Genomic DNA, 12,747 nt, shown 5'->3' with positions numbered 1-12,747 from the left:
ATCAGAAGCCGTGTTCGATCCGCGAATAGACCATCTCGGTGAAGGTGGAGAGATGCGCGCCGATGAAGGAGCCGGAGATGGCCACGACCACGAGGATCACGATGATCTTCGGGACGAAGGTCAGCGTCGCCTCCTGGATCTGGGTCAGGGCCTGGATCAGCGCGATGAGGATGCCGACCAGCATCGCCGCGCCGACTGCGGGTCCGCAGGCGACGAGGATGGTCCAGATCGCCGCCTGGACGATGTCGAGGGCGTCCCGCTCGTTCATCGCTAGCTGCTGATCGTGAGGCCGGGACCGACCGCGACCTTGGTGCCGTCCTGAAGGGTCGCGATGGACCCGGTGCTGTTGATGGAGATCGACGCGACCTTGCCGGTGAAGGTCGCTCCGGTCGAGTCGGTGAAGCTGACGGTCTTTCCGATCAGCCCGTCCGCCTGCGACAACGACTGTGAAGACAGCAGCGAATCCAGCTTGGTGTTGGTTTGCATCGCCTGCTCGACCGTCGACAGCTGGGCGAACTGGCTCATATATTGCGACGTATCCGTCGGATTGGTCGGATCCTGGTTCTTCATCTCGGCGATGAGGAGCTGGAGGAAGGTGTTATAGTCGACGCCGCTGCTCGACGAGGTCGAGTTGGTGGATGACGTCGAACTGCTCGAATTGGTGCTTGTCGTATCGGTCGCGCTGGAAACGTTCATGTGCTTCTCCGCTGTCAGGCAGCCTTGAATGGGGATTCCGTAGTGGCGCCGGCCAGGATCGCCTGTTCCAGCGGAAACAGCGCCCGGATCCGCTTGAGTGCCTCGAAGTAGCGGGTTCCGCCGACCATCTCGTCGATCATGGCGAGCCCGTCCAGCATCTCGGGGTTCTCGCACACGGCGAGCAGCGCCGCGTGGTGCTGTCCATAGAGCGATGCGGCGGCGCCGACATCGGTCGGATTCATCAGCATGAGCTGAACGATGAAATAGAGCTGGCGCATCGCCGTGGTGGCGTCGGAGGCCTGCATGACCTGTGCTTCGAGCAGGAACATCACGTCGTTGACGAGCTCGAGCGAGACCTTGCGGTCAACGCGCAGCACCGCGCCGTTGATGTAGACCCGTTCGCCCGCACGCAAGGAAATCTTCATTAAAGCGCGTCTCGGATCAGGCGGTTGATTTCGAGGAGTTGCATCACGTCGTTCGACCTCTCCTCGCGAAGACGATCGGCTTCCTTGACGACCCACAGGCCGATCGAGATGATGTCGGCACGCAGCTGCTCGGGCAGCCCGTTCTCCGGATGCGCGAGATCCTCGATGAAGATCGTCCACAACCGCCGGACGTAGAGCAGGCTCTGGACCTGATCCTCCATGCTGAAGCGCTGCTCCTTCTGGAGCCGCTCCAATCGGTCGATGCCGAGGCTGAGCGCCTGGCGCTCTCGCCCCCGCGCCTCGTAACCACTGTCTTCAACGACGGTTTCGTAGGCTTCAAAAGTCATCCGGACAACTCTGCGCAGGAATTTGCAAAAAACTGAATTGACGAGCGTCGACGGCCCGGGCTCAGAGATAGTTGACGAGGCTGATCTTCTGGAGCTGCGAGGTGAGCGCGAGCGCCGTCTGGATCTGGGTCTGCAGCGCATTGACGCGCGTCGATGCTTCCGCCGGATCGACCTGCTCCATGCCGACGATCTGATTGTTCAGAATGTCCTTCTGGGTCTTGAGCTTGTCGGTCGCGGTGGTGATCCGCTGCTGCACCGTGCCGACGCTGCCGCCGAGCGCAGCCAGGTCGGTGATGGCGCTGCCGACGAGGCCGATGGCCTTGTCCACGACGACCTGGAACGTCGACTGGTTCAGGTTCGCATTCCCGAGATCGGCCATCATGGTGTAGGCCTCGGCAAGCTTACGGAAGCCGATCTGGTTGGCACTGACGGACGTATCGGCGATCTCGGTCGTAGAGATGCGGCTTTGCATGACCTGGTCGGTGGCCGATGACCAGTTGGTGTTCCAGGCCGGGCTGGCGAACTCGGCATCGAAACTGGTGTTGAGGAACGTCTGCATCTGAGCCGGGGTAATGCTGCTCACGCTGGCCGAGGATTGTGAGAAGCCGAAGGCCGCAAGAAAGTCGGCATCGACCTGGTTCTTGCTGGCCGAGCCGGCGGTGTACGCCGTGATCGGCTGGTTCTGAGTATTGATGCCTGAGAACAGATACGAACCGTTGTAGGAGATGTTCAGCGCGCCGATCAGATCCTGGAGGTTGGAGGACGCGGGCGGCAGAATGATCCGTCCGCCGCCGTCGGTGCTGCGGGCTGCGATCAGATCCTTGAGGAAGTCGGTTGCGGTCGAGCTGAGCTGGGTGATGCGGTCCTGGGTCACGTCCAGACGTCCCGCCACGAGCCCGTTGGTATCGACCAGTTGATCGGCGAAGTTCAGGTCCGCCCGCAGGGTGACGTCGCCGCCTGTCGTGGCACCGAGCTCGAGGCCGACATCGGCGAAGCGGCCGGTGGTCGCCTCGGTCGAGGCCTTGCTCAGCGCAGCCTGATTGTTCGTGATCGAGTACCTCAATGACGAGGACAGCATCAGGGTCGAGATATAGTTCGCGCTCATCATGGCTTAATTCCCCACCGCGGCCAGCAGGCTCTGCAACATTTGATCAACGGTCGAAATGATTTTCGACGACGCCGAATAGGTGCGCTCGACCTGGAGCATCAACGACATCTCGTCGTCCATGTTGACGCCGTTGACGTTCGACAACGCCGTCGTGCTGCGGTCGAGCAACGTGCTCTGGTACTGAGAGTTGTCGTTGGCGGTCTTGCGCTGATTTTCGATCCAGCTCGTCGACGACGACGCGTAGTCGATCAGACTGCCGTTCGGCTTGCCTTGCGTGGTCGCGTCGAACGGCTGTGATGCATCCATATTGCTGATGAGCTGCTGGAGCCGGGTCGAATAGCCGCCATTGCCGGCAGTATTGTATTGGTAGGCGACGTTGCCGCTGATGGCACCATCGCGCAGCAGATTCGGGTTGCCGCCCTGGGCCGGGTCGACCGATGCCGCGACCGAGATGGTGCCGGCGAGGCCGACCGACACGGTGGCGCTCGCAGGCATCGCCGGCGCACCGGGATAGGTGAAGAGGCCGGGAACGTCGGGTAGCGCCGCACCCGATTGATCGCTTTCCTTGAAAGCATTGACCAGACCGCGGGCGATTTCGTCGAGCTGGCTCTGATACGTGACTGTGTCATTGTCGCGCAATTGGGCGAGACCGGCGAACTTGCCAGATTTGATCGGCATCACCGAATTGGCGCCGGTCACGGGCACGCCATCGATAAAGACCGCGTTACCCGTGATGCTCGCCGAATAGGAGGTGGTCGGTGCGAAGCTCACGGTCCGCGCCGTCTTGTCGAACAGCACCACGCCACTGTCGGTGTAGAGCGCGGCATCGCCGTTGGTGCGGATCGACATCGTGACGCCGACCTCCTGCGACAGTTTCGAGACGATACTGTCGCGCTGATCGAGATAGTCGGTCACGTCATCACCGGCGATCGTTCCCTTCACGATCGCCGTATTGACGGTCTGGAACTGGGAGAGCAGCTGGTTGATGTTCTGGACCGAAATGTTCATGTCGGCATCCGCGCCCTCGCGGACCGATTGAACGGTCTGGGTTGCTTGGTTGAGCGCGGTCGCCATGTCCTTGGCGGAGGTGACAGCGGCCTGCGCCAGCGTCGCGTTATCGGGCGCGTTGGCATATTGTTGAAGCGCCTGCTTCAGCGCATTGAGCTGCGCCGTCGGCGACTGGTCGAGCTCGGGATCATCCACCGTGGCGGAGGCGATCTTCTGGAGACCGTCATAGATCGCGCTCTGCGTCGCGGCCGAGGAAGTCGCGGTCAGGACGTTGGCGTACAAGCCCGACGAGGCGGCGCGCTGGATCGCGGCCACATAGACGCCGGCGCCGGGAAGGTTGTCCAGCTCGGTGATCTTCCGCGAATAGCCGGTCGTGCTGGCGCCGGCGATGTTGCGCGAGATGGTCGACGACTGGATGCCCGACGCCATAAGCGAGGAGCGGGCGGAGTCGAGGGCTGACGTAAGGGACATGACGTGCTCTTGCCCGCAATCGGCGCTGAGGGGCTCAGCGCTTCAGGTTGACCACGACGTCGAGCAGGTCGGCGCCGGTCTGGAACGATTTCGAGTTTGCGGTGAAGCCGCGCTGCGCCTCGATCATCGACGTCAATTCATCCGCGAGATCGACGTTGGAATCCTCGAGTGCACCCGACTGGATGGTTCCGAGACCACCCTGGCCGGCGAGGCCGACCTGCACGTTTCCGGAGTCGAGGTTCGGCGAATAGACGTTGCCGACCTCGGGCGTCAGATGGTCCGGGCTCGGCACCGTCGCGAGCGCGACCTGGAAGCTCGGCAGCTCGGTGCCGTTCTTGAGCACCGCGGTCACCACGCCCTTGCTGTCGATATTGACCTTCTCGACGGCGGATGGCGCGTTGCCGTCGACGGTCGCCTTGAAGTCGAAGCTGGAGGCGACCTGGGTCATGGCCGACATATCGATGTTGAAGGCCGAGCCGCCGGGAATGTTCACCGAGAGCGCCGTTGGGCTCGTTGCCGCCAGCGCGCCCTTGCCGGCTGCCGTGACGTCGAAGGTGAATGTGGTGGCGGGCCCGCTCGTCGTCAGCGCGGTTGCTCCGTTATAGACCTCGATGTCCCAGGTATTCGCACCGGTCTTCGCGGCATAGACGTCGAGCGTCACAGCGTTGCCGATGTTGTCATAGGTCACCATCGACGTCTTCGATGTGTAGCTCGACGGGCTGGCCGGGGCCGCCGGAACGATTGCTGCGGCACTCGGGTCCAAATTGGCGGCCACGGTAGCCTTGGTCGAGGGCGACGCCTGCAGCGCCATCTGATTGACGTTGATGACCTGGAGGCCACCGAAGCCGTTGGCGGCAACGTTGGGCGCCGCGCCGTTCTGGATGTTGTAGCCCATCAACTGGAAGCCGGCCGTGTTGACGAGGTTGCCCGTGCTGTCGGGCACGAACGAGCCGGCCCTCGTGAGAAAGTTGGTTCCGTTCGCGTCCTGCACGACGAAGAAGCCATTCCCCTGCACCGCGAGGTCCGTCGTCGAGGTCGTGAACTGGAGGTTGCCGGGATCGGTGATGGCGTAACGGACCGTGGTCTCGACCGCACCGGAATCGTAATTGCCGGAGCCGCTCTTCAGGATCAGCGAAGAGAACTCCGTCGAAGCCCGCTTGTAGCCGACCGTGTTGACGTTCGCGATATTGTCCGAGACCGTCGACAGCTTGTTGGATTGCGCGTTCATCCCGGAAACGCCGGTGCGCATAACACCATACAGGCTCATGAAGTGGGCTCCTTTGGCAGATTGTAATTACAATGGGGGGTCTTGCTTGCGCGGGGCTGATGATTATCGGCGATGCACAACTTCATGCAGCCGTTGGTCATCTCATGTTGTTTTGGGCTGACAAAACGAGCGCGCCTTGTCGGTCCAGGCGCCGAAACCGCTGGAGACGAGATGCGCGACGATGCGGCAGACATAGCGCCTCTGCGCCGGCTGATTGTTGGGGCCCGCATTGTAGCGAGCGACCGCCATGGTCCAGCTTCCCTCGCGCTGCTTCAGCTCCTTGAGAAAGCGCGCGGCATAGTCGACATTCTTGGCCGGATCGAACATCGCCCGTACTGAGCTGAACTTGTCGCCGTGAAAATAGTGGTTGATCTGCATGCAACCGAGATCGATCAGCTTGATGCCCTTGGATCTCATCGCCTCGAAATTCGCCATCGCATCATCCACGTCCTTGGCGAACACGGTCTGTCCTTCGGCACCGAGCGCGTAAGGATAGAGCGCGCCGCGCCGGCCGGTCTCGGTGAGGCCGACGGCATAGAGAATGCCGAGCGGAATCCCGTGCTGCTGCGAGGCGCGCGCCATCTCGCGCTCACAGGGGCGCGCAGCGTCGGTCGCCGCCGCCTCGACGAGGCCGGCGTTACAGATAAACAGGGCCGCGGCGAGTATGCGGCGCCACGTCCTGGTCATGGCGTGCCTCCTGGTTGGGCTGCTGTTCCTGTCGGGTTTGCCTGGCTCCGCCGTCCGACTGACCGGACGACGTGCCCGCACCGCCGAACGCGCCTTGCGACTGGGATGATTGTTGTTGCTGGCCCGAGAGCTGCGGCTGCGACTGGCCGGATCCGGCCTGGAATCCGTCGAGCGAGCCGTGCTGCACCGGCGCAACGTCGGCTACGTACCCCGCGGACTGCATCAGGTCGCGGATCTGGTCGCGCTGCTGATCCAGCATCGTACTGGTGTCCTTGCGTTCGGCAGCCAGCTGAACCGAGACCTCGTTGCCAACGAGACGAAGGCGCATGGTGACATTACCGAGCGTCGGCGGCTCGAGATTGACGGTGAGGATCCTGAGCGGCTGGTCCGGCGAATTGCCTTGGGCCCCGACGAGATCTGTCGCTGCAGCCGCCGCCGGCGTCGGCGAGCCTTTCAACTCCGACATCGCCGCATTTGCGACTTGCTGGGTCGCGCTGAACTGCGCCACGGGAGGCAGATGTGTTTCCTGCTGAACCACCGTGACCTTGGTCGTTTCCGGCAGCGCGTCCCGCCCCGCGGACTTTGCCACCCGCTCGACATTCGCCGCGACGGCCTCGAAACCAGGCGTGACGGTCATGGCTTTCGGTTGAACGTCGCTTCCCTCCGGCATCATCTGGTCGGTCGCTGCGGCCTGTGGGCCCACAGGCTGCAGGCGCGGCCCGGATGTATCGGTCGCCGAACGCGCGACGGTCGACGGCGCGGCGGCAGATCGCCCAGCATCAGCCGTCGCCATGCCTGCCGTGCTCTGAACCTCACGCTTCGTTGCAGACGGCCGCTCGTCCCGAGCCGACGTCTCCTTCTGGTCGCTCGACGCCTGCGGCACCTGCATCGTCACGACCGGCGCGGCAGCGAGCTCCTGCCCCATGATCGTCGATACGCTCAAACTGCCCGGGACGTCCGCCTTCGCCGATCGATCGACCGAATCTTGCTTGGTCGGCGACTTTGTCTCCTCGGTGCGCCCGTGCACCGGCGCATCCTTCGGCGTGTCACGCCCGGTCAGCTGGGCCAGGCGCGGGCGCAACGGAGCGGCCTTCGTGGTTGTATCGGTACCCTGATCGTCCAAGGCCCGCTTGGCCATGTTCGAAACGGTGTGGAGCAGTTCGTGGAACGAGGAATCGTCGGCCGTTTTCCCGCCCGTTGTTGCTGTACCCTTTACTGAGCGCGACACCCCGCGCGTGAGGGCTTCGGCGAGACCTGCGAAGAGCTGTCCGGAGGTTCCACTAAGCTTGGTCATGGACGGCGATCCTTGGTGAGAAGCTCCAGTTCGCCGAGCTGCGTCTTGGCGCGCGCGAGCATTGCGTTGGACGACGCGAGATCGATCCGCGCCGGCGTGAGCGGAGGCTTTTCGGCCGACGCGACCGCGGGCGGAGCCGTAATCGGCTTGCGGACGTCGAGTGCGAGCTGAAGAGTTGTGTTGAGCAGCAGGGCATCGCGCTCCGACAGCTTCGATTTGTCGAGCGCCTTCAGCTCCGCAAAGCCGCCGTCATACTCGTCGGTGAGGGCACGGGATGCGCCACGGTAAAAATGCGCGCGCTCGCGGTCCGCCGTGGCATCGGCGCTGAGCATCAGCGCCCGCTCGCCTGCAAGCCGCGTGACGGCCAACTTGCCGCGAACCAGCGCGCCGCGCGCGATCACCAGATAGAGCTTGAGGCGGCTGGCGCGGTCGACCTGTTCGAGCAGCGCCGCGATCCGCGCAAAGCGGCGATCGTCCAGGGCAAGGCTTGATTGCGTCAGGCCCGTGGAGAAGCGCTGCCAGAAATCGCCGGCATAGACCGAGTTGCGGTAATGGCGGATATAAGCCAGCGTCAGGAACTCGAACTTGTCGAAATCCTCGGCCTGCCCGACCAGCAGAATCTCGCGCCGCAACGCCGCCTCTTCGACGAGCGTGCCCGGCAGCAGCAGACGTGCGTCGTCGAGGCGCGCGATCGCGAGCGACGCCTCGGACCGGGCGAACAGCGCGCCCTGGACCAGCGCGACTTGTCCGCCCATGCCCGACGGGATCGTGCGCGGCTTGACGTCCTTGAGCAGGTCCCTCGCCTCGTCCTGTCGGCCCTCAACATAAGCGAGTGCGCCGTCAAACAGCCGTGAGTCGACGCTGATCTTGTCACGCGGCAGCTTACGGACGATCTGCGGCGCGCCGCCGGACAGCAGGTAGATCACGACCGCCTGTCCGTTCTGCGGATTGCTCCACACGCTCGCGTCGGCGGCGAGAAACTTTTCGCCGATCTGCCGGATCAGCGCGATGTGGCTGCCATGTGCCGCGGTGTCGCCATTGGCGATGCCGTCCTGCACCGCCTGCAACGCGCGGACGAGCTCGTACGGCTCGCCGGACGGCGGTGCCGGTTCGGCTGCTCCGCGTGTCGCGACGAGCGACAACACCATCAGCAGCGCGGCGCGGAGCAGCGGCCTCGTCAAGGACGCTTCTCCCGGATCAGGATCTCGATTCGCCGGTTCTGCGCGGCGGACGGATCGTTCGGAAGCTTTGGCCGGCGGTCGGCATAGCCTTCGACATGCTCGATCCGCTGCGCATCGATGCCGGAGCGAACGAGCATGTAGTAGGCCATTTGCGCGCGCGCGGTGGAGAGCCGCCAATTATCGTAATTGTCCGATTTGTATGGACGATTATCAGTGTGACCGCGGACGATGATCATGCCGCGGCGCTTCGCGATCAGCGGACCGATCTTGTCGATGACGCGGACGAGCTCGGGCCGCGGCTCGGCCGATCCGACCGCGAACATGCCGAAGCTTGCATCGTCGGTCAGGCTGACCAAAAGGCCCTCCTCGACCTGGCGGACTTCCGCCACTGGTCCGGCGCCGGCCTTGATGTCCGACAGCGCATCGGCAATCGCCGACTGAAGCTGCTTGACGGTCGGCTGCTGGGTCTGTGCCGCGTCGCGCGGCTCGGATTCCTTCGGAGCGTCGGCGGAACGCGCCTGCGGCGCGGTGTTGGCCTGAAGGTTAGCCTGCGTGTTCGCCTGGACGTTGCCGTCGCGCGAAGACGATGACGCCGGTCCCGGCGGTAACAGCGGCGACAGGCTCGTGGACGACGCCTGCGCGTCGGGAGCCACGCTGCCGCCGGCATCATCGGTCTTGCCGCGGCGCGGCTCGCCCTGATTTGTGCTGGCCGGATTGTCGCGCGCGACCGCATTCGGCTTCGGCTCGACGTCCATGATCCGGTCCGCTTCCTTGGAAGCCTCGGGCGCGAGCTTCCAATAGCCGGGATCGAAGGGGTCGCGATAGGCGTCACCGCCCTTGAGGCCATCTCCTTCCGCAGATGTCAGCGCACCTGCGCGCCGCTGTCCCGAGGCCTGGTTGGAGCTCGCCGCGATCTCGGCGAGCGTCGCGTAGGGATCGCGGAACAGAACCTTCTCTTCGTAGAAGGGCGGCTTCTCGGCCGTCGGCGAGTCGCCGCGGCGCTCCTCATTCGGCCCGGACGGCTGGCGCTTGCCATCCTGCCCCTCAAACGTCGTCGGCTCTTTCTTGGTGAGGTCCTTCAGGCCCTTCGGCGCGGGCGCGTTCTCGGCGAGCTTGATCGGGTTGAAGTAGCTCGCAACCACCTGCTTCTGGTCCTGGTTGAGCGCATTGAGCAGCCACATCACCAGGAAGAACGCCATCATCGCGGTCATGAAGTCCGCATAGGCGATCTTCCAGACGCCACCGTGCGCCTTCTCATCCTCGAAGGCGCCCCGCCGGCGGATGATGACGAGCTCGTGCTTGACTTCCTCCATGGTGCGGTTACCGGCGCGCCTCTTTCAGCCGGTCCATCCAAGCCGAGATCTGCGTCTCGATCGTGGTCTGGTCGGCGAGGACCCGAACCTCGACGGTGTCGGCGGACTGGTATTCGACGCCGGTGCGGCCGGCGAGATTGAGTTGCGTCCTGACGAGGTCGATGAGCTCGCTCGGGCCGGTGACTCGGAACGCCGGCACCGGAGAATTGGAGGTCAACGCCAAGATCTGCTCGATGAGCGATCCGATCGCCTTGTCGCGGACCGCATCGGCGAGGAACGGCAGCAATATCCGCGCTACGGAGCTTGCGATGTTGCTCTCGATCTCACGGCAGGCGGCGTCAAAGCCGTTGACGATGGCGACGGCTTGCTGGTCGGACCATTTGGCCCGCTCCTCGCCGAGCCGGATCGCGCTGCGGACGCGCTCTTCGGCGAGCTTGGCTTCGCCTTCCGCAAGGCCGGCGGTATGACCGCGACGATAGGCGTCATCGAGAAGATTGACAGGCGCGGCTTCCGGCGCGGGCGCCGGGGGCGGCTGAAGTTGCGGCTGCGCTTGCGCCTGGCGCTGCGGTTGAGGCTGCGGCTGCGATTGAGGCTCGCGCCGGACCTCCTTCTGTCTTGTAAGCACGTCCTGGATCTTGGGCGGCGGAGGCGGTGGCGATTTGGCCCGGCCGTTCGCGTCGAATTGCGTCAGGAGCTTTCCAATTGCCGCGTTCATGCTGCCTCCTCGCGCCGCATCCAGTCTTTAAGGATTGCTGCCGCCTGCATCTGATCGAGGCGAACGATCTGCTCCAACCGCTTCTGCGGCGTGCGCTGCATCTTGCCTTCGAGATCCTCGACAAGGTTGAGCTCGGGATCCTGACTGTCGGCCAACGCAAGGGCCGAGGCCGCCTCGAACTCGGCGGCCTCGGCCGCCTCGGTCAGCTCCTGCTGCGCGCGATGGGTCAGGATGCCGTTGACCGCGGGCCGAAGTCCGAACCAGACCAGCATCGAAGCGACGGCCAGGATCGTCACTGCGTTGATGACGCTGCCAAGCTGCTTGTTCATCATCTCGACGAAGCTGATTGGCGGCACCGGCGCGAGGTCGCGAGAGCCCTCCACGAAGTCGACCGCGGTGACCTGGATCTGGTCGCCACGCGCCTTGTCCAGACCACCGGCGGTCGCAGCGAGCTGACTGATCTCGGCCAGCTTGCTGTCGACGATGGCCTGGTTCGTCTTGTCGCCGAGATCAGCGACCAGCCGCACGCGGTTGACCAGGACGGCGATGAAGAGCTTTTTGACCGAGTAACCGTCGCTCACCGTCGTCGTGGTCTTGGATGAGACCTCGAAATTGGTGACGTCCTCGCGACGCGTCTTGTCTTCGCTGGAGTTCTTGGTGCCGCCGGCGTTGACCTGCTGGTCCGGAAGATTCTGCTGCACCGTGGTCGGCGTCGAGCGATCCGCATTCGACGACTTCTCGTTTTCGCGGACATTGCGGACGGAGCGCTCGGCGCGGGTCTCCGGATCGTAGACGGTCTCGTTGATCTGGCGCTTGTCGGTCGAGAGTTGCGGCGCGACGCTGACCTCGAAATTGTCCAGGCCCAGATAGGGCGTCAATGCCTTGCGGATGTTCTCCTGCACCATGCCGCCGACGGTCTTCTGCAGGCTCGCCATCTTGGTCGGCGCGGCGCTGGCTTCATCTTCCTCAGCCAACAGCATCGAGCCGTCGGCATCGAGCACGGTGACCTTGTCACGCGTCATGCCGGGAATGGCGGCCGCGACGAGATGGCGGATCGATTGCGCCGTGCGCGCCTCGATCGCTCCGTCGGTGCGCAGCACGACCGAAGCCGAGGGCGGTTGCTGCGTCGCGCGGAACGAGCCGCGTACCGGCATCACGATGTGCACCCGAGCAGCCTTGACGCCCTTCATCAGCTGAACGGTACGCGCGATCTCGCCCTCGAGCGCGCGAAGCTTCGTGACCTCCTGCATGAAGGAGGTCAACCCGAGCGACCCGATCTTGTCGAATAACTCGTAGCCGGAGTTGGCGCTGGTCGGCAGCCCCTTCTCGGCCAGCAGCATCCGTGCCTGGTTGGTCTGGCTCGGCCGAACTGAGACGGCATCACCGGCCGCGTTGACGTCGAAGGCGATATTCTGCTCGCGCAGCGCGGCGCCAATGCGCGTCACGTCTTCGCGGGTAAGGCCAGTGTAGAGGGATTCGAATTCCGGCCGGCTCAGATAATAGGCGCCCCCGACCACGGTGACGAGGACGGCAAAGCCGATCAATCCCAAGGCCATCAGACGTCGCGGCCCAAGTTCCAGCAGATTGTTGAGCAGCTGCTGTAGCTGCGCGCGACTGAGCATATGACCTCGTACCTATGCGAACTGTAAGGACACTCCGCCGCCAACCTTGTCTGAAGGTTGCGCGAAAACGTGAATGTGCCGCTTCGCAGACGAGGCGTTGCAATTTTACAAGAGCTTTGGGCGACGCAGACGGTTCGTAGGCGACGAGCGGGCGATCGAGCGCGCGACGACGCGATCGGCTGCAGCAAATTGCATGAGGTCAGGCGTCAGGAAATTGATTGCGGGCACATCATGTGCCATCCCCAACCGCCGGTCGGCGGCGGGACCGTGCTCCCAAAGGGAGCACGGTCATGTTCGAAGCCGGAGCTTACTTGAACAGCGAGAGAATGCTCTGGCTGTTCTGGTTGGCGATCGAAAGCGCCTGAACACCGAGCTGCTGCTGGGTCTGGAGCGCCTGAAGGCGGGTGGATTCCGCGTTCATGTCGGCGTCGACGAGCTGACCCACACCGCGGGTCACCGAGTCCATCAGGGTCTTGACGAAGTCCGTGTTGGTCGCGATGCGGTTCTTGACGGCACCGAGGTCGGCGGCGGCAGAGGCCACCGAGTTGATCGCAGCGGTCACCTGCGTGATGTAGCCGGTGAGCGTGGTCTGGTCGGCCGCCGAGTCGGTCAG

The 12,747-nt window shown here is 64.0% G+C and carries 14 protein-coding genes; all 14 read right to left on the bottom strand.

All coding sequences use genetic code 11. The features are described 5' to 3' along the window. Nucleotide 1: 1 nt before the first annotated feature. Complete coding sequence (fliQ, locus tag JQ587_RS33790; protein ID WP_128964483.1) at nt 2-268, bottom strand: flagellar biosynthesis protein FliQ; 267 nt, start codon at nt 266-268, stop codon at nt 2-4. Nucleotides 269-270: 2 nt separating this feature from the next. After that, nucleotides 271-696, bottom strand: a complete 426-nt coding sequence (gene flgD, locus JQ587_RS33785; RefSeq protein WP_212428222.1) for a flagellar hook assembly protein FlgD — start codon at nt 694-696, stop codon at nt 271-273. Nucleotides 697-710: 14 nt separating this feature from the next. Continuing rightward, the gene (gene flbT, locus JQ587_RS33780) at nt 711-1,121 is read right to left on the bottom strand and encodes a flagellar biosynthesis repressor FlbT (protein ID WP_212299162.1); all 411 of its coding nucleotides are present in this window, start codon (nt 1,119-1,121) and stop codon (nt 711-713) included. Beyond that, nucleotides 1,121-1,468, bottom strand: coding sequence for a flagellar biosynthesis regulator FlaF (gene flaF / locus JQ587_RS33775; RefSeq protein ID WP_212299163.1), 348 nt, complete (start codon nt 1,466-1,468; stop codon nt 1,121-1,123). The genes flbT and flaF overlap by 1 nt, the downstream gene beginning before the upstream one ends. A 61-nt stretch (nt 1,469-1,529) precedes the next feature. Next, entirely contained in the window at nt 1,530-2,576 is a 1,047-nt protein-coding gene (locus JQ587_RS33770) for a flagellar hook-associated family protein (RefSeq protein ID WP_212428221.1), read from the bottom strand. Between the two features lie 3 nt (nt 2,577-2,579). Next, nucleotides 2,580-4,055: a flagellar hook-associated protein FlgK gene (gene flgK / locus JQ587_RS33765; protein ID WP_212428220.1), complete on the bottom strand. Its 1,476-nt coding sequence runs from the start codon at nt 4,053-4,055 to the stop codon at nt 2,580-2,582. Nucleotides 4,056-4,089: 34 nt separating this feature from the next. Further along, nucleotides 4,090-5,322: a flagellar hook protein FlgE gene (locus JQ587_RS33760; protein WP_212299166.1), complete on the bottom strand. Its 1,233-nt coding sequence runs from the start codon at nt 5,320-5,322 to the stop codon at nt 4,090-4,092. 102 nt (nt 5,323-5,424) lie between these two features. After that, nucleotides 5,425-6,009 (bottom strand): lytic transglycosylase domain-containing protein, encoded by a 585-nt coding sequence (locus JQ587_RS33755; RefSeq protein WP_212428219.1) that lies wholly within the window; start codon nt 6,007-6,009, stop codon nt 5,425-5,427. Then, nucleotides 5,960-7,303 carry a flagellar hook-length control protein FliK gene (gene fliK / locus JQ587_RS33750; protein ID WP_212428218.1) on the bottom strand — a complete coding sequence of 448 codons (1,344 nt, stop codon included), beginning with the start codon at nt 7,301-7,303 and terminating at the stop codon, nt 5,960-5,962. The genes JQ587_RS33755 and fliK overlap by 50 nt, the downstream gene beginning before the upstream one ends. After that, entirely contained in the window at nt 7,300-8,484 is a 1,185-nt protein-coding gene (locus JQ587_RS33745; RefSeq protein WP_212428217.1) for a chemotaxis protein, read from the bottom strand. Before JQ587_RS33745 ends, fliK begins: the two co-directional genes overlap by 4 nt. After that, complete coding sequence (locus JQ587_RS33740) at nt 8,481-9,797, bottom strand: MotB family protein (RefSeq protein WP_212428216.1); 1,317 nt, start codon at nt 9,795-9,797, stop codon at nt 8,481-8,483. The genes JQ587_RS33745 and JQ587_RS33740 overlap by 4 nt, the downstream gene beginning before the upstream one ends. A gap of 7 nt (nt 9,798-9,804) precedes the next feature. After that, nucleotides 9,805-10,512 carry a hypothetical protein gene (locus tag JQ587_RS33735; RefSeq protein WP_212428215.1) on the bottom strand — a complete coding sequence of 236 codons (708 nt, stop codon included), beginning with the start codon at nt 10,510-10,512 and terminating at the stop codon, nt 9,805-9,807. Further along, complete coding sequence (fliF, locus tag JQ587_RS33730; protein WP_212428214.1) at nt 10,509-12,134, bottom strand: flagellar basal-body MS-ring/collar protein FliF; 1,626 nt, start codon at nt 12,132-12,134, stop codon at nt 10,509-10,511. Before fliF ends, JQ587_RS33735 begins: the two co-directional genes overlap by 4 nt. Nucleotides 12,135-12,441: 307 nt before the next feature. Further along, nucleotides 12,442-12,747: flagellin (locus JQ587_RS33725; protein ID WP_283815709.1), on the bottom strand; the 306-nt coding region annotated here is incomplete at its 5' end.

Origin of the sequence: Bradyrhizobium manausense (genome assembly GCF_018130615.1) — a bacterium.
GTDB classification, from domain to species: domain Bacteria; phylum Pseudomonadota; class Alphaproteobacteria; order Rhizobiales; family Xanthobacteraceae; genus Bradyrhizobium; species Bradyrhizobium manausense_A.
This window is presented reverse-complemented; position numbering and strand designations above follow the sequence as displayed.